The organism is Bradyrhizobium sp. Rc2d (assembly GCF_900099855.1).
Taxonomy (GTDB): Bacteria; Pseudomonadota; Alphaproteobacteria; order Rhizobiales; family Xanthobacteraceae; genus Bradyrhizobium.
In genome coordinates this window covers 1-16,792 of record NZ_FNCU01000054.1, presented here as the reverse complement: position 1 = coordinate 16,792, position 16,792 = coordinate 1, and the positions used below count along the sequence as shown (strand labels likewise).

At 64.0% G+C, this 16,792-nt stretch carries 15 protein-coding genes; 8 read left to right on the top strand and 7 right to left on the bottom strand.

The window, feature by feature from the left end:
- Positions 1-176: 176 nt before the first annotated feature.
- Positions 177-1,472: a hemolysin family protein gene (locus BLV07_RS38740; RefSeq protein ID WP_091896808.1), complete on the top strand. Its 1,296-nt coding sequence runs from the start codon at positions 177-179 to the stop codon at positions 1,470-1,472.
- Between the two features lie 219 nt (positions 1,473-1,691).
- On the opposite strand, the gene BLV07_RS38735 is transcribed toward BLV07_RS38740, so the two are convergent.
- The 3 genes from BLV07_RS38735 to BLV07_RS38725 form a co-directional block, all read right to left on the bottom strand.
- Positions 1,692-1,931, bottom strand: a complete 240-nt coding sequence (locus BLV07_RS38735; RefSeq protein ID WP_091896804.1) for a PilZ domain-containing protein — start codon at positions 1,929-1,931, stop codon at positions 1,692-1,694.
- A 90-nt stretch (positions 1,932-2,021) separates the two neighbouring features.
- Positions 2,022-3,710 (bottom strand): FMN-binding glutamate synthase family protein, encoded by a 1,689-nt coding sequence (locus tag BLV07_RS38730; RefSeq protein WP_176946050.1) that lies wholly within the window; start codon positions 3,708-3,710, stop codon positions 2,022-2,024.
- Positions 3,711-4,068: 358 nt separating this feature from the next.
- Complete coding sequence (locus BLV07_RS38725) at positions 4,069-4,842, bottom strand: ferredoxin--NADP reductase (protein ID WP_091896801.1); 774 nt, start codon at positions 4,840-4,842, stop codon at positions 4,069-4,071.
- A gap of 376 nt (positions 4,843-5,218) precedes the next feature.
- Between BLV07_RS38725 and BLV07_RS38720 the strand changes: the two genes are divergently transcribed.
- Positions 5,219-6,019 (top strand): ATP-grasp domain-containing protein, encoded by an 801-nt coding sequence (locus BLV07_RS38720; RefSeq protein WP_091896798.1) that lies wholly within the window; start codon positions 5,219-5,221, stop codon positions 6,017-6,019.
- Between the two features lie 187 nt (positions 6,020-6,206).
- Here the strand turns inward: BLV07_RS38720 and BLV07_RS38715 are convergent, their stop codons facing one another.
- Positions 6,207-7,139, bottom strand: a complete 933-nt coding sequence (locus tag BLV07_RS38715; RefSeq protein WP_091896795.1) for an amino acid ABC transporter substrate-binding protein — start codon at positions 7,137-7,139, stop codon at positions 6,207-6,209.
- 9 nt (positions 7,140-7,148) lie between these two features.
- A complete protein-coding gene (locus tag BLV07_RS38710; protein ID WP_091896792.1) occupies positions 7,149-8,447 on the bottom strand; it encodes a dicarboxylate/amino acid:cation symporter in 1,299 nt (432 codons plus the stop codon).
- Between the two features lie 211 nt (positions 8,448-8,658).
- Here BLV07_RS38710 and BLV07_RS38705 point away from each other — a divergent pair, with 211 nt between their 5' ends.
- The 5 genes from BLV07_RS38705 (at position 8,659) to BLV07_RS38685 (ending at position 14,022) form a co-directional block, all read left to right on the top strand.
- Positions 8,659-9,660, top strand: coding sequence for an NADP-dependent oxidoreductase (locus BLV07_RS38705; protein WP_091896790.1), 1,002 nt, complete (start codon positions 8,659-8,661; stop codon positions 9,658-9,660).
- A gap of 235 nt (positions 9,661-9,895) precedes the next feature.
- Complete coding sequence (locus BLV07_RS38700; protein ID WP_091896787.1) at positions 9,896-10,732, top strand: cysteine rich repeat-containing protein; 837 nt, start codon at positions 9,896-9,898, stop codon at positions 10,730-10,732.
- Positions 10,733-10,863: 131 nt separating this feature from the next.
- Positions 10,864-11,079 carry a hypothetical protein gene (locus BLV07_RS38695; protein ID WP_018316432.1) on the top strand — a complete coding sequence of 72 codons (216 nt, stop codon included), beginning with the start codon at positions 10,864-10,866 and terminating at the stop codon, positions 11,077-11,079.
- Between the two features lie 193 nt (positions 11,080-11,272).
- Positions 11,273-12,412: an FAD-dependent monooxygenase gene (locus BLV07_RS38690; RefSeq protein WP_176946049.1), complete on the top strand. Its 1,140-nt coding sequence runs from the start codon at positions 11,273-11,275 to the stop codon at positions 12,410-12,412.
- Positions 12,409-14,022, top strand: coding sequence for a benzoate-CoA ligase family protein (locus BLV07_RS38685; RefSeq protein ID WP_091896784.1), 1,614 nt, complete (start codon positions 12,409-12,411; stop codon positions 14,020-14,022). Before BLV07_RS38690 ends, BLV07_RS38685 begins: the two co-directional genes overlap by 4 nt.
- Before the next feature lie 219 nt (positions 14,023-14,241).
- Here BLV07_RS38685 and BLV07_RS38680 read toward each other — a convergent pair whose 3' ends face one another.
- Positions 14,242-14,754 (bottom strand): MarR family winged helix-turn-helix transcriptional regulator, encoded by a 513-nt coding sequence (locus tag BLV07_RS38680; protein ID WP_164934761.1) that lies wholly within the window; start codon positions 14,752-14,754, stop codon positions 14,242-14,244.
- A complete protein-coding gene (maiA, locus tag BLV07_RS38675) occupies positions 14,744-15,376 on the bottom strand; it encodes a maleylacetoacetate isomerase (RefSeq protein ID WP_091896778.1) in 633 nt (210 codons plus the stop codon). Before maiA ends, BLV07_RS38680 begins: the two co-directional genes overlap by 11 nt.
- A 104-nt stretch (positions 15,377-15,480) precedes the next feature.
- On the opposite strand from maiA, the gene gtdA reads away from it, so the two are divergent.
- On the top strand, positions 15,481-16,521 hold the full coding sequence (gene gtdA, locus BLV07_RS38670; protein WP_091896775.1) for a gentisate 1,2-dioxygenase: 1,041 nt from the start codon (positions 15,481-15,483) through the stop codon (positions 16,519-16,521).
- The last annotated feature ends 271 nt before the right edge of the window (positions 16,522-16,792 follow it).

Sequence of the window (16,792 nt, the reverse complement as noted above, 5' to 3'; positions counted from 1 at the left end):
AAGTAACGCCCCGTAGTTCCGCGGAGTGCCATCTCGTCGCGGACCTGTCGGAAGCCGTCGATCACGGGTTCCCCGTGGTACCCGGATGCGACAGAATGGTCGGCATTTCCTCCCGGAATACCTATATCAATACGCGTGCCCTCATCCGGCGACACTGGCTTACTCTCGGAACGTCAATGCTCTCGATCGAACTCGTCATCGTCGTCGTCCTGATCGTCATCAACGGCCTGTTGTCCATGTCCGAGCTGGCCGTGGTGTCGTCCCGCCCGGCGCGGCTGTCGCTGCTCGCGGCCAAGGGCGTCCGTGGCGCCGAGCGGGCGCTGACCCTGGCGGCCGATCCCGGCAAATTCCTCTCGACGGTGCAGATCGGCATCACGCTGGTCGGCGTGCTCTCCGGCGCATTCTCGGGCGCGACGCTCGGGCAGCGGCTGACGCAATGGCTGGTCGAGCTCGGCATGTCATCAGGCATTGCCGACATCGTCGGCGTCGGCCTCGTCGTCACGCTCATCACCTACGCCACCCTGATCGTCGGCGAGCTGGTGCCGAAGCAGGTGGCGCTGCGCGATCCCGAGAGCATCGCGGTCAGGGTCGCGCCCGCGATGCACGTGCTGGCGCGGATCTCGCTGCCGCTCGTGTTCCTGCTCGATGTCTCCGGCAAGCTGATCCTCACGCTGCTCGGCCGCGGCGGCAGCGCCGAGGAAAAGGTCTCGGAGGACGAGATCCATCATCTTGTCCGCGAGGCCGAGAGCGCAGGCGTGCTCGAGCCCGGCGAGAAGGAGATGATTGCCGGCGTGATGCGGCTCGGCGACCGCCCGGTCGGCGCCGTCATGACGCCGCGCACCGAGGTCGACGAGATCGACCTGAACGATGATCCGGAGACCATTCACGAGATCATCGCAAAGAGCCCGCATTCGCGCTTCCCCGTCTCGGACGGCGATCGCGACAAGCCGATCGGTGTGCTCCAGGCCAAGGACCTGCTGATCGCTTATATGAACCAGCGCGCGCCGGATCTGCGCGCACTGGTGCGCGAGGCGCCGGGCATTCCGGCCTCGGCGGATGCCCGCGACGTGCTGACCATCCTGAAAGCTGCGCCGGTCCACGTCGGCTTCGTCTACGACGAATACGGCGCCTTCGAAGGCATGGTGACGGCCGCAGATATCCTCGAGTCGATCGTCGGCGCCTTTCATTCCGAGGAAGGGCCGCCCGAGCCGGCCTTCGTCAGGCGCGACGACGACTCGCTCCTGATCTCCGGCTGGATGCCGGTCGACGAGTTCGGCGAGCTGCTCGGCATCGAGCTGCCGCCGCACCGCTACAACACGGTGGCGGGCCTCGTGCTGCAACAGTTCAGCATGCTGCCCAATGTCGGCGACGCCTTCGACTTCGCCGGCTGGCACATCGAGGTGGTGGATCTGGATGGACGACGGATCGACAAGATTTTGGCGAGCCGGCTGGGCGAGCAGGCGGCGGCGTGAGGCGCGCGCTCGCTAATATCTTCAGTCGTGTCCCCGCACGGGCGAACTTTGTGGCACCGCTTCCCTTCTCCCCTTGTGGGAGAAGGTGGCGCGAAGCGCCGGATGAGGGGTTCTTTCCGCACAGTTAATCGTAAGAGGAGTGCTCGCGGAGACACCCCCTCACCCGTCTCGCCGCTACTCGGCGAGCCACCCTCTCCCACAGGGGGAGAGGGTACATCCTCACCCGAACCTCACCCCGATCCGCTTTTCCTTGCGCCAGACCACGGTGCAGGACAGATGCTTTCCGTCGGCGTGGACGAACAGGGTGAAACGGTCGGGGATGCCGACCGGGCTGGTAACGTCGAGGGCTGCGCCGGTATCGGACAGGTTGCGGACGGTGCAGTCGATCGCGCCGCCGCCGAACTCGATGGTTCCGGCCTTCAGCACGCGATGTCTCGCCTTGTCGCGCCGTTCGTCCATGGGGCCAATCTACACCCAAAGCTGAACCAAGCGTTAAACGCAGCCCCTCCCGCAATGAATTATGCGCCGGAGCCGGCGGCAGAGCCGCGCTCACAGCGCGGGCTGGAACGTCTCCGGCCGCGCCATCCGCCAGCCGTCGCGGAACCGCGGATCTTCCGTGCCTTCGAGCAACTCGCCGGGGCGCAGCGCCGGATAGAGCTGTGCGAAGGATTGCACCTGGGTCGTCGACGTCCGTTGGCTGAAATGGATCGGGCGCAGCTGCTGCGGATGCTCGAGGCCGGCAGCGGCGATCAGCTCGGTCAGCGAGTGCAGCGTCGCATGGTGGTAATTCTGAACGCGGTCGATCTTGAGCGGCACGTAGAGCGCGCGCGCACGCGTCGGGTCCTGCGTCGCGACGCCGGTCGGGCAACGGTCGGTGTGGCAGCTCAGCGACTGGATGCAGCCGAGCGAGAACATGAAGCCGCGCGCCGAATTGCACCAGTCGGCGCCAATCGCCATGGCGCGCGCCATGTCGAAGGCGGTGGCGATCTTGCCGGATGCGCCGATCTTGATGCGGTCGCGCGCATTGATGCCGACCAGCGCGTTGTGGACGAAATTGACGCCCTCGCGCATCGGCATGCCCAGATGATCCATGAATTCCAGCGGCGCCGCGCCAGTGCCGCCCTCATTGCCGTCGACGACGATGAAGTCGGGATAGGTGCCGGTCTCCCTCATCGCCTTGCAGATCGCCAGGAATTCCCAGGGATGGCCGATGCACAGCTTGAAGCCGGCCGGCTTGCCGCCGGACAGGCGGCGCATCTCGGCGATGAACTGCATCATGCCAACCGGTGTGGAGAAGGCGCGGTGCGAGGCCGGCGAGATGCAATCCTCTCCCATCGCGACACCGCGGATCTTGGAAATCTCTTCCGAGACTTTTGCGGCCGGCAGCACGCCGCCATGGCCCGGCTTGGCACCTTGGCTGATCTTGAGCTCGACCATCTTGATCTGGTCTTCGCCGGCGACGCGCGCGAACGCCTCGGGGTCGAAGGAGCCGTCGAGGTGGCGGCAGCCGAAATAGCCGGAGCCGATCTCCCAGATGATGTCGCCGCCCATCTCGCGGTGATAAGGGCTGACGCCGCCCTCGCCGGTGTCATGCGCGAAGCCGCCTTTCTTCGCGCCCGCATTGAGCGCACGCACAGCGTTCGGGCTGAGCGCACCGAAGCTCATCGCCGAGATGTTGAACACCGAGGCCGAATACGGTTTTGCGCAATCCGGCCCACCGATGACGACACGGAATTTTTCCCTGGCATGCATCTTCGGCGAGACCGAGTGATGCATCCACTCATAGCCCTCGCGATAGACGTCCTCCTGGGTGCCGAACGGCCGCTTGTCGAGCTCCATCTTGGCGCGCTGATAGACCACCGCGCGGGTGTCGCGCGAGAACGGCATGCCGTCCTTCTCGCTCTCGAAGAAGTATTGCCGCATCTCGGGGCGGATTTCTTCCAGGAGGAAGCGGATATGCGCCGAGATCGGATAGTTGCGCAGCACCGCGTGGCTCTTCTGCAGGAGATCGCGGACGCCGAGCAGGGTCAGCGCGGCGAAGATCAGGATCGGGACCAGCAGGATGTCGAAGATCTTGCGGTCGGCGATACCGACGCCGATCAAGAGCGCGGTGACGACCGCGCAGATCGTCAGCACGATGAAGCGCGGCGAGAACGGAAGCAGCAGGGTTTCCATGACCCCCTCTTCCGCCAGTGGCAGGCGTTTCGGAGCTTCTTGCGTCTTGTTGTCCTCGGCCACGATCACGTCCTCTCGCCAGCATGAGCGCTACGATACGCCTGTGCCTGTCATACGGATATGACGCGGCCCTTGTTTCAGGCTAGCGAATTCGGCTGAGACAAATCAATCAGCCCGATGGGCGGGCTTTTGCAGTGCAGCAGGAAGATGGGAGAGAAAGGGACGGTCAGCCGGGCAAGACGCTTCACCCACCGCCGTCGTCCTGGCGAAAGCCAGGACCCATAACCCCTAAGCGGGGTTGTTGCGAAGACTGACAACGACCAGCCTTCGCCAAACTTCACTCGGTGGGTATGGGTCCTGGCTCCCGTGCGCAATTGCGCACAAGGCCAGGACGACAACCGAGAGCGCACAAAGAGCGGGCTTACCGCTCGACGAACGCCTTCTCGATCACGAAATGGCCGGGCTTGTTGCCGGAGCCCTCGACGAAGTCGCGGCCTTCGAACATCAGCTTCAGCTCTTCGAGCATCGCCGGGCTGCCGCACATCATGACGCGGTCGGTTGCGATGTCGAGCGGGCCCTGGCCGATGTCGTTGAAGATCTGCTCGGAATTGATGAGGTCGGTGATGCGGCCGCGGTTGCGGAACGGCTCGCGGGTCACGGTCGGATAGTAGACCAGCTTGTCCGCGAGCAACTCGCCGAACACCTCGTCCTCACGCAAATTCGCGACGAGCTTCTCGCCATAGGCGAGCTCGGAGACCTGACGGCAGCCATGGACCAGCACGATCGACTCGAACTGATCGTAGACCTCGGGGTCCTTGATCAGGCTCGCGAACGGCGCAAGGCCGGTTCCAGTCGAGAGCAGCATCAGCCGCTTGCCGGGAAGGAGATTGTCGGTGATCAGCGTGCCCGTCGCCTTGCGGCCGACCAGGATGGTGTCGCCTTCCTTGATCTTCTGCAGGCGCGAGGTCAGCGGACCGTCCTGAACCTTGATCGAGAAGAACTCGAGCTGCTCCTCGTGATTGGCGCTCGCCATGCTGTAGGCGCGCAGCAGTGGGCGGCCGTCGACCTCGAGGCCGATCATGGCGAACTGGCCGTTCTGGAAGCGGAAGCCGGTGTCGCGCGTGGCGCGGAAGCTGAACAGCGTGTCGGTCCAGTGGTGGACGGAAAGAACCTTCTCTCGGTAAAACGCGCTCATGATTTTCGATATTCCGAATATATTGCGGTTTTCGGGCAAAAGCATTGCCCGGCCCCTCACAGCGGGGCGGGCACCATCTGCCATGGCGGAGGATTTCGCGTGTGTGATCTACGCCATTGAGACCAATAATCAACCTCGTTTCGGAAGCAATTGATGCCGATCAAACCGGCATTTGGGCTGAATTGGGCGCATCATTAATGAATTTGCTGCCGAGCGCGCGCGGCGGGCAATTTCTTTTCCCTTGGGGGCTCGACGGCAGCACTTAATTTCCATCGCGCTAACGAGAATTTCATTAAGAATAGCTCTGATTTTCACCCCGGGTTGGCGCCGTTTCCCGCATTTTTGCGGCTTTTGGCGACAGGAACGACTGAATCACATGGCAAGCGGCGAGCGGATCTTTGTCCAGGCGATCAGGCGCTATTGCGCACAGCATGGCATCACGGTCGATGTCCGCGCCAGTGGCTGGCTGATCGCGATGCGCCGAGGCGAAACGCGCCGCTTCGCTTTCGGCTACGACATCGGCCTCAACAGCGCCATCGCGCATCGTCTCGCCAACGACAAATCGGCCACGGCCGAAGTGCTGGCGCTTGCGGGCGTGCCCTGCATTCCCCATCACCTCTTCCTCAACCCGAAGCTGGGCAAGCATGTTGTTGGCCCTACCTGGCGAGAGGCAATGCTCGAGCTGCTTCGCGACCATCCGCAAGGCGTGGTGGTGAAGCCGAACGAGGGGACATCGGGGCGCGCGGTGTTCAAGGTGACGACGGAGGCGGAACTCGACCACGCGGTTGGTGAAGTTTTCTCGATGAGCGCCGGACTCGTGATCTCGCCCTATGTCGCGATCGAGGAGGAGGTCCGTGTGGTGCTGCTCGATGATGTACCTCTCATCGTCTACAGCAAGCAGCGCGGCACAGATTGGCGACACAATCTCGATGCCGGCGCAAAGCCGGTGTTGCTGGAGGACGGCGAGGTTCGCGCGGCTTGCGTGAGACTCGCGGTCGATGCTGCGCACGCCATCGGCATCGCCTTCGCATCGATCGACGTGGTCCGCATCAATGGCACCTGGCGCGTGCTCGAGATCAATTCCGGCGTGATGATGGAAGCGCTGGGCAAGCTGCATCCGGAGCTGGTGCAGGCAACGTATGACGCGGCGCTGGACCGGGTGTTTGGCCAGAACTAGCGGCCGCGAGCTTGGCCCACCCTCCCCTGGAGGGGGAGGGTCGGCTCGCAGCGCGCCAGCGATGCGAGACGGGGTGGGGTGACGGTCTCTCCACCTTACACACCGCCGGGTGGAGGGATCACCCCACCCCGCTCGCGCTTTGCGCGATCGACCCTCCCCCTCCAGGGGAGGGTAAGAAGAGAAGCCGCTAATTATTCGCGCTCGGCGAATCGTCCATGGCCTTGAAGGCTTCCTCCAGCTGCAGCGAGATCGGCACGTTCAGCCGTTCGCCGGTGGGAAGCCTTGCAGTGAACCATTTGTTGTAGAGCGGAACGAGGTCGCGGTTGGAGCCGAGCTTGCGGAAGGCGCGTTCGACCACGGCGGCGAGTTGCGGTTCGCCCTTCCTGAACATGATGCCGTAGGGGTCGTAGGACAGATAGTCCCCGACCACGCGAAAATACTCTTGCGCCTTGTGACGCGCGATCAGGCCGTAGAGCAGGATGTCGTCGGTCGCGAACGCATCCGCCTTGCCGTCGGCCACCATCCGGAACGACTGCTCGTGATCCGGCGCGGTCACGATGTTAAGGCCGAGCGAGAACTTTTTGTCGACGGCGTGCATCGCCTGCTCGTTGGTCGTGCCCTTGGTCACGACGACGGTCTTGCCCTTCAGATCCGCGACACCGGAAACGGCCGCTCCCTTCGGCACCATCAGCTTGCTGCCGGCGACGAATATCAGCGGCGAGAACGCGACGCGCTTGCCACGCTCGGCATTGGCGGTGGTCGAGCCGCATTCGAGGTCGATCTTGTTCTGAAGCACGGCCTCGATGCGATCGTCCGAGGTCACCTTGACGTAGTCGATTCTGAGATTGGGATCGTCGACCTCGACGCCGATCTCCTCGACGATGGCCTCGCACAGCTCGAGGCTGTAGCCGATCGGGCGCCCCGCCTGGTCGAGGAAGGAGAATGGCGGCGAGCTCTCGCGATAGCCGAGCCGCACGGTGTGCGCCGTCTTGATGGCCGACAGCGTCGGGCTGAGCCCTTCGCTGCCGCCGGTCTGTGCGACCGCTGTGGTCGCGAGCAGCGATGCTGCTGCGACCCACAGGACGCCGCCGATCACTGACCTCGCCAGTGCCTGGCCCATGGCTCGCTCCTATCCATGGCCGGCCATCGCAGGCACTTCGCCCGGAACCATGTCCTCAGGCACGAGATCGCCCGGTTCAAGCGCATGCTCGGGCCCGAGCTCGCCTTCCCATTTCGCAACCACCGATGTCGCAAGCGTGTTGCCGATCACGTTGGTGGCGCTGCGACCCATGTCGAGGAAGGTGTCGATTCCCATGATCATCAAGAGGCCCGCCTCGGGGATGTTGAACTGCGCCAGCGTCGAGGCGATCACGACGAGGGAGGCGCGCGGCACGCCGGCGACTCCCTTGGAGGTGATCATCAGCGTCGCCAGCATCGCGAGCTGGGTGCCGAGCGGCATGTCGATGTGGTAGCTCTGCGCGATGAAGATGCTCGCGAAGGTGCAGTACATCATCGTGCCGTCGAGGTTGAAGGAATAGCCGAGCGGCAGCACGAAGCTCGAGATCCGCGACGAGGCGCCGAAGCGGTTGAGGCCCTCCAGCGTCTTCGGATAGGCCGCCTCCGAGCTCGCCGTCGAGAACGCGATCATCAGCGGCTCGCGGATCAGCTTCAGCAGATGGCTGTAGCGCGGCCCGATCACGATGAAGCCAACGATGACCAGGATGGTCCACAGGATCGCCAGCGAGAAATAGAAGCCGCCCATGAAGACGACGAGCTTCCACAGCACGGCAAGCCCGTTCTTGGCGACCGTCGCGGTGATCGCGGCCCACACTGCGAGCGGCGCGAACAGCATCACATAGCTTGTCACCTTCAGCATGATGTGGCCGACGTCGTCGATCAGCGCTAGAATCGATTTGGAACGTTCAGGCATCGCGCCCATCGCCACCGAGAAGAACACGGCGAAGATCACGATCTGGAGGATCTCGTTCTGCGCCATCGCGTCCGCAATCGAGGTCGGGATTAGATGGGTCAAGAATTTCTCGATCGAGAAGGCCGAGACCGGCAGGCCGGTCGATTGGCCTGCCGCGGGCAGCGTGCCGGGGAAGTTGGCGCCGGGCTGCAGCAGATTGACCATCACGAGGCCGAGCAGCAGCGAGACGAAGGAGGCACTGACGAACCAGCCCATGGTCTTGGCGAAGATGCGGCCGAGCTTGGAGCCCGAGCCCATATGAGCGATGCCGCCGACCAGGGTCGCGAACACCAGCGGCGCGATGATCATCTTGATCAAGCGCAGGAACATCATGGCGATCAGGTTGATGGAGGACGCCCAATCGGCGCGCGTGTCGGGCAGGAAATTGTAGATCGCCGAACCCATGATGATGCCGAGCACCATCGCCGCCAGAATGTATTGCGTGAACCTGTTGGACATCGCTTACCCCCACGTACACCGGCGCTTCATGATGTCGCAGATATCACAGCGACGCAACACGCTTTGCGTGTGGTCGCGTTGGCCGGATGTTCCCGTTGTGAAATGGGGCGCGGCGATCTAGCTTTCATGCAGCGCACAACAGATGCGGCTTGCACGTTTTCTTGGCTGCGGTTGCATCAATAATTGCCAAACAATCGAGGAGGGGAACGCCATGAGCGGCAACATCAATCGTCAGATTCTCCTGGTGGAAAAGCCGAGCGGCAAGCTCGGCCCCGAGCATTTCAAGATGGTGGAGAGCGCACTGCCGGAGCCGAAGGACGGCGAGGCCCTGCTGCGCGTGTGCTACATCTCGCTCGACGCCGCCAACCGTGCCTGGATGCACGGCGCGACTTATCGCTCCGCCGTCGAGGCCAACAGCGTGATGGCCGGCGGCGCCATCGCCGAGGTCGTCAGCTCGAAGGCGCCGGCGCTCGCACCCGGAGACATAGTGTTCGGCGATACCGGCTGGCAGGAATATGCCGCGGTGCCTGCGAAGCACCTCACCAAGATGCCGAAGCTCGAACCGATGACGCATCTGCTCAGCGTGTTCGGCATCGCCGGCCTCACCGCCTATTTCGGCCTGCTGGAGATCGGTAAGCCAAGAGAGGGCGAGACGGTCGTTGTCTCCGCGGCCGCGGGCTCGGTCGGCTCGATCGTCGGACAGATCGCCAAGATCAGGGGATGCCGCGTGATCGGCATCGCCGGCGGCACGGACAAGTGCAACTGGCTGACCTCAGAGCTCGGCTTCGATGCGGCCGTCGACTACAAGGACGGCGCAGTGTTCAAGGCGTTGCGGGCAGCCGCGCCCAAAGGCATCGACGTCTATTTCGACAATGTCGGCGGCGACATTCTGGAAGCCTGCCTGCCGCAGATGAACAATTACGGCCGCATCGCCTGCTGTGGCGCGATCTCGCAATATGACGGCGCGCCTGCCGCCCATGGCCCGCGCGGCGTACCCGGCCTGATCGTGGTGAAGCGGCTCGTCATGCAGGGCTTCATCGTGATGGACTACATGAAGGACAGCCAGCGCGCGCTCGCCGACCTCCAGGGCTGGGTCAAATCCGGCAAGCTGAAGGTGCAGGAGGACATCATCGATGGCCTCGAGAACACACCGAAGGCGCTGATCGGATTGCTCGCGGGCGAAAACCGCGGCAAGCGGATGGTCAGGCTCTGACGCCGTATCGTTTGAGCATGATCTTTTTCGGAAGAAAGGCTGCAGACTTTGCGCTAGCGCGGCCCGTCGGATCCGGATCATGCTCTCGCTGCGGCGCAATTGCGCCGGCATAATTGACTTGCGGGAGAGGTCAAAGCGGCGAATGATGCCGCTCGCGAGGCATTACCCGCGACGATTGCGATTGCATCACATTTTCAGAATCGTCGGCGTCACCGACGGGGCAGGAAATACTCAGATGTTCAACACGTTGAAACATGCATCAACGCGCCAGGCGTTGCTGGCGGCGGCGTTCTTCGCAACTGCAACAAGCGCATTCGCGCAAACGCCGACCGAGGCGCAAAAGAGCGCCATCCGCTCGGCATGCCGCTCGGACTTCATGGCGCATTGCGCGAGCGTGACGCCCGGCGGGGTGGAAGCGTATCAATGCCTGGCGAAGAACATGCCCAGCCTGTCATCGGGATGCCAGACCGCGGTTCGCGCGGTCGAACCTGCTGCGGCTCCGAAGACCGAAGCTGCGCCCGCTGCGCCGAAGACGGAGGCCGCACCCAAAGCGGCAGCGGCGCCTGCCACGCCGAAGGCTGACTCCGCTCCCGCTGCGAAGCCGGCCGCCGCGCCGGCGCCGAAGGCTGCTGCCGCTACGCAGCCGAGCAGCGCACAGGTTGCGGCGGTCAAGAGCGCGTGCCGCGCCGATTATCCCAAGGTCTGCGCCAGCGTGCCACCCGGCGGCGCCGCCGCGCTCGAATGCCTGGAGAAGAACAAGGCCAAGGTCTCGCCGGCCTGCGAAAAGGCCGTGAGCGCCGCAGCCGGCGGTGGCGCGGCTGCAATGGCAGCGCCCGCGGGTGCGGCTCCCGCGGCAGCAGCGCCCGCGGCCGCACCAGCGGCGATCGTTTTACGCCCGCTGCGGCCGCGCGAAGAGCTGTTCATCGTCAGGTCGGCCTGCGGCGCCGATATCCGCTCGCTCTGCGCCGGCGTCGCGCCCGGCGGCGGCCGCATCGTTCAATGCATCTCCAGCAATGCTGCCTCGCTATCGCCGGCGTGCAAGGACGTGCTCGCCCCGTTCGCAGCGCGATGAGGCGGCGCACGATCGCGCGCCAAGGCACGGGGCAATGATTGGCGGCGTGCGCAAGTGAATTCCCGCACGCCTGCAACGACAAATCTTTTGCAAGGATCCGATTTCGATCACGACCAGACCGGGAGGACAACATGCGTTCATTGCTGCTCGTCGCTTCTGCACTCCTCGCCTTCGCGGCCACCATGACGTTCGAGGCCACCGACGCCAATGCGGTGGTCTGCGCCCGCGGCGTGTATCGCGCCGGCTGCGCCGGGCCGAACGCGGCCGTCGTGGTCCGCAAGCCGGTTCCGGCCGTCCGCTGCACCAGGGTGCTGGTGAACGGGGTCTACGTGAAGCGCTGCGTCTGACGGTGCCGATGGCCAAGCCCGCGTGGTTTGGCTATGCTTGCGCGCGAAACTGCTTCGGACACGCGCCAAACGCGCGGTCCGAGAGCGAGCTTCGGCGCGCCACGCTTTGCCGATAATTCTGCTGGCGCCGGACGCCGGAGCACATTAGTCTACCCCTAGATAGTAAGTATACTGTCAATTAGGGAGGCAGACGTTGCGGATCGCCGTGATTGGCGGGGGGCCCGGTGGGCTCTACTTCGCCTATCTCTGGAAGAAGCGTCACCCCGAGGATCAGGTCGACCTGTTCGAACAGAACCCGGCCGACGCGACCTGGGGCTTTGGCGTCGTGTTCTCGGACCAGGCCCTGGAATTCCTGCGCGCCGACGACCCCGAAACGGTCGATGCGATCGCGCCACATATGGAGAGCTGGGAGAACATCACGCTGAACCTGCACGGCGACAGCGTCGCCATCGACGGGGTCGGCTTCTCCTCGATCGGACGGCTCGAGCTGCTCAAGTTCCTGCAGCAGCGCGCCCTTGATGCCGGCGTCACCCCGCGCTTCGACACCCAGATCCATGCGATCGACCAGCTCAACGGCCACGATTTGATCGTCGCCGCCGACGGGCTCAACTCGCTGGTGCGCCGGGCCTATGAGGGCGATTTCGGCACCTCGCTGTCCTACTCCTCCAACAAGTTCGTCTGGTACGGCACCTCGAAACGCTTCGACACGCTGTCGCAGACTTTCGTGAAGACCGACCGCGGCGCCTTCAACGCCCATCACTACCGCTACTCGCCCACCATGAGCACCTTCCTGGTCGAATGCGATCACGCGACATGGCACGCCTATGGCTTCGCCTACAAGGACGTCGAGCAGTCCAAGGGCATTTGCGAGGAGGTGTTTGCCGATACGCTTGGCGGCCATTGCCTCATCTCCAACAAATCGGTCTGGCGTAACTTTCCCTGGGTCTGGAACGAGTACTGGTCGTTCAAGAACATGGTGCTGCTCGGCGATGCCCTGCACTCGGCGCATTTCTCGATCGGCTCGGGCACGCGGCTCGCGATCGAAGACGCCATCGCGCTGGTCAAGGCGCTGGAATCGGATGCGCATCTGGCGACCGCGCTGCACCGCTACCAGGCCGCGCGCAAGCCGGTGGTGCAAAAGCTCGTCAACGCCGCGCGCACCTCGGCCTTCTGGTACGAGCATTTTGCCGAGCACATGCAGCTCGATCTGATGGATTTCGCCTACAGCTACATCACCCGGTCCGGCCGCATCGACGATTCCCGGCTGCGGGCGATGTCCCCAGCCTTCATGGCGCGTTACGAGGTCGCCAAGAACGGCGGAGGTGCGGCATGAGCAACGTGATTCGCGACCAGGTGCCCGCGGACAGCGCGGGCGCACGCGAGATCGGCTTTGCCGTTCCGCAAATCTATAACGCCAGCCGCGTGCTGTTCGACAATCTCGACAAAGGACGCGGCGACAAGCTCGCGCTGATCGGTCCGGCGGGCATGCGGACCTATGCCGAGCTCTGCGCGGAGGCCTGCCGCTGGGGCAACGGCCTCGTATCGCTTGGTCTCCAGCGCGGCGACCGCGTGCTGTTGTTCCTCGACGACACGCCGGCCTATCCAGCCGTCTTCTTCGGCGCAGTGCGCGCCGGCTTCGTGCCGCTCCTGATCAACACGCTGACGCCACCGGACCTCTTGCAATTCTATCTCGCCGATTCCGGCGCTGCCGTTGCAGTCGCCGATGCCGAGTTCTGCGCGCGCTTCAATGCGGAGGCCTGCAAGGACACCGCCCTGCGCACGCTGATCGTCGTCAACGGCGCGGTCGGCGATCACGCCGCGCCTTCGGCGCTGGCGGCGGCGAGCTGGCTTGCGCAATTCCCGACTGAGCTCGCCGAAGCGGACACCGATCGCAACGAGATGGCGTTCTGGATGTACTCCTCGGGCTCGACGGGCCGGCCCAAGGGCATCGTGCATCTCCAGCACGACATGGCCTATAGCGAGGCCGCCTTTGCGCAGAGCGTATTGAAGCTGACGTCTAACGACATCTGCTTCTCGGTGCCAAAAATCTTCTTCGCCTACGGTTTTGGCAATTCCGTCACCTTCCCGTTCTCGGCGGGCGCGGCAACACTGCTGCTGCCGGGCCAGCCGAAGCCCGCGGCGATCTTCTCCGTGATCACGCAGTACAAGCCGACGGTCTTCTTCGGCCTGCCGACGCTCTACACGTCGCTGACCAAGGCCGAAGGTGCCGAGAAGACCGACTTCTCGTCGTTGCGCATGTCGCTCTCCGCGGCCGAGGTGCTCTCCGCCGAAGTCTTCAACGGCTGGAAGACGCTCACGGGCCTCGAGATCGTCGAGGGCCTCGGCTCGACGGAGGTGCTGCACATCTATCTCTCCAACCGTCCCGAGCAGAAGAAGCTCGGCGCCGCCGGCCTGCGCGTGCCCGGCTATGAGGTCGCGCTGCGTGACAAGGACGGCCGCGACGTCGGTGACAACGAGGAAGGCATCTTGTGGGTGCGCGGTGATTCCAACACGCCGCTCTACTGGAACCGGCCGGACAAATCCGCCGAGACCATCCGCGACGGCGGCTGGATCTACACCGGCGACCGCTTCGTCCGCGATACCGACGGCTTCCACTTCTTCCGCGGCCGCGCCGATGATCTCATCAAGATCTCCGGCCAGTGGGTCTATCCGCTCGAGGTCGAGCTGTGCCTCGCCGATCACCCGGATATCCGCGAATGTGCGGTGTTCGCGGCCGAACTGCCGGACCGGCGCATGACGCTGAAGGCGGTGGTGGTGATGAACAACCGCACCACTGATCAGAGCGAGACGACGCGCAAGCTCCAGGACTATGTGAAGGGTAAGCTATTGCCCTACAAATATCCGCGCGAGGTGATCTTCATCGACGAACTACCGAAGACGGGCACGGGGAAGATTGACCGGCAGGCGCTGCTGAGGCTGTAGCCACCGCTGTCATCGCCCGGCTTGCCGCCTTCGCTGAAGCTTCGGCGGCCAAGCACCCTTGTGGCCCCGGCGTAGCCTTGGCGGAGCCGGGACCGGGCGATCCAGTACGCCGAGACGGTCGTGATTGAACCGAGACGCCGCGGCGTACTGGATTCCCCGCCTTCGCGGGGAATGACAGTTGAGATTGAGGCGACAGCGTCGCTCCACAATTGGAGCCAGTCACCCGCCCTTGCCCAGATGCTCCAGCGCGTCCTCTGCGCGCAGCGGCACCCGTGACGCCTCGTTGTTGAGGTCGACCAATTGCACCAGCAGCCCCAGCAGCGCCTTGCGCTCAGTAGGCTTGAGCGGCTCGAGCATGCGCGCCTGGGCGCGCTCGACGGCGGGGATGATCTCGCGCAGGATCGCGGCGCCGGATTTGGTCAAATAGAGCAGCTTGATCCGCTTGTCCTCGGGCGCCGGCTTGCGCTCGATATAGTCCTTGGCCTGAAGCCGCTCGATCACGCTGCCGAGCGTGGAGCGGTCAAAGGCGATCACCGCCGAGAGCCGCGTCGCGTCGATGCCGGGATGGGTGTGGATCGCGATCAGCGCCGCATATTGCACCGGCGTCAGGTCGAACGCCTTGCACTCCTCCATGAAGATCGAGACCGCGATCTGCTGCATGCGCCGGAACAGATAGCCCGGCGCAGCATAGACCGCGTCCATCGTGATCGGAGGAAGAGGCTTACTCGGCATCGGCCTGCTTCTCCGGGGCGGCATCGGCAAATGCGGCTAGCGCCTTGGCGGCGGCTTCTGCCTTCAGCAGGCGCGGATAGGCCGACACATCGACGCCAAAGCGACGGGCATTGGCGAGCTGCGGCACCAGGCAGAGATCGGCGAGCGTCGGCGCATCGCCGAAGCAGAACGGCCCAGGCTCGTCCTTGATCAGCGTCTCGCAGGCCGACAGCCCCTCGCGGTTGACCCACGCCGCCCACTCCTGGACCTTTTCCTCGGGCAGGCCTAGCTCGCGCAGCCGCGCCAGCACTTTCAGGTTCTGCACCGGATGGGTGTCGCAGGCGATCGCCAGCGCGAAGGCGCGCACCTTGGCGCGGCGCAGCGGATCCTTCGGCAGCAGCGGCGGATTGGGGTGCATTTCGTCGAGCCATTCAATGATCGCAACCGATTGGGTCAGCACTACACCCGCATCGCTCTCCAGCGCCGGCACCAGACCTTGCGGATTGATGGCGAGATAGGCAGGCGCGCACTGCTCGCCCTTGCGCAGATGATGCGGCAAATGCTCGGCACCGAGGCCCTTGAGGTTCAGCGCGATCCGCACCCGATAGGCGGCGCTGGAGCGGAAATAGCCGTGCAGCTTCATCGGAACCCTCCCGTTTTCCCGTTGCTTGTACGTCGTTCGTCACGTTGACGCTAGCCAGATCGTCAGTATACTGTCAATCAACAAGACGATCGGGAGCAGCAACCATGGAAGCCGTGACCAAGACGCCGGAACGCGAGGCGTTCTACAAGAAGATCGACGGCGAAAATCTCACCGCGCTGTGGACGGTGATGAGCGATTTGATCACGCCGGAGCCGAAGAGCGCCTGCCGGCCGCATCTCTGGAAGTTCGATGTCATCCGCGACTACATGACGGAAGCCGGCAAGCTGATCACCGCCAAGGAAGCCGAGCGGCGCGTGCTGGTGCTGGAGAACCCGGGCCTGCGCGGACAGTCGAAGATCACGACGTCGCTCTATGCCGGCGTGCAGATGGTGGTGCCCGGCGACGTCGCACCCGCCCATCGTCACAGCCAATCCGCGCTGCGCTTCGTGCTCGAAGGCAAGGGCGCCCACACCGCTGTCGATGGCGAGCGCACCGCGATGGAGCGAGGGGACTTCATCATCACGCCGTCGATGACCTGGCACGATCATTCCAACGAGACCAGCGAGCCGATGTTCTGGCTCGACGGTCTCGACATCCCGCTCGTGCAATTCTTCGACTGCTCCTTTGCGGAAGGCTCCAAGGAAGACCAGCAGAAGATCACCAAGCCGGCCGGCGATAGCTTTGCCCGCTACGGCCACAATCTGTTGCCGGTCGACGTGAAGCGGAGCTCGAAGACCTCGCCGATCTTCAGCTATCCCTATGCCTACACCCGCGAGGCCCTGGAGAAAGCCCGCGTAAGCCAGGAATGGGACGCCTGCCACGGCCTGAAGCTGAAGTTCAGCAATCCCGAGACCGGCGAGTTCGCGATGCCGACCATCGGCACCTTCATCCAGCTCTTGCCAAAGGGTTTCAAGACCGCGCGCTATCGCGCGACCGATGCGACGGTGTTTTGCCCGATCGAGGGCAAGGGGCGCAGCCGGATCGGCGACACCGTTTTCGAATGGGGCCCGCGCGATCTGTTCGTGGTGCCGAGCTGGCACTGGGTCACGCACGAGGCGGATGAGGACGCCGTGCTGTTCAGCTTCTCGGACCGGCCGGTGCAGCAGAAGCTGGATCTTTTCCGGGAAGATCGCGGGAATGTGTGAGGCAGGCTGCTAGCCAAGTACTCGGTGTCGTCCCGGCCTAGCGCGCAATTGCGCGCGGGGGGCCGGGACCCATAACCACAGGAAGTAGTTTGGCGAAGACTTGTAGTTATCTTCGTCGGTACAAGAACCGCTGTTCCTTGTTAGATCACGAGGTATGGGTCCCGGCCCCCGTGCGCAATTGCGCACTAGGCCGGGACGACGATGGAAATTTTGGCGCGCGTCTCCATCCACATCGTCATGTATGGACGGCCCCCTCTCGGCAAGGGCTTTT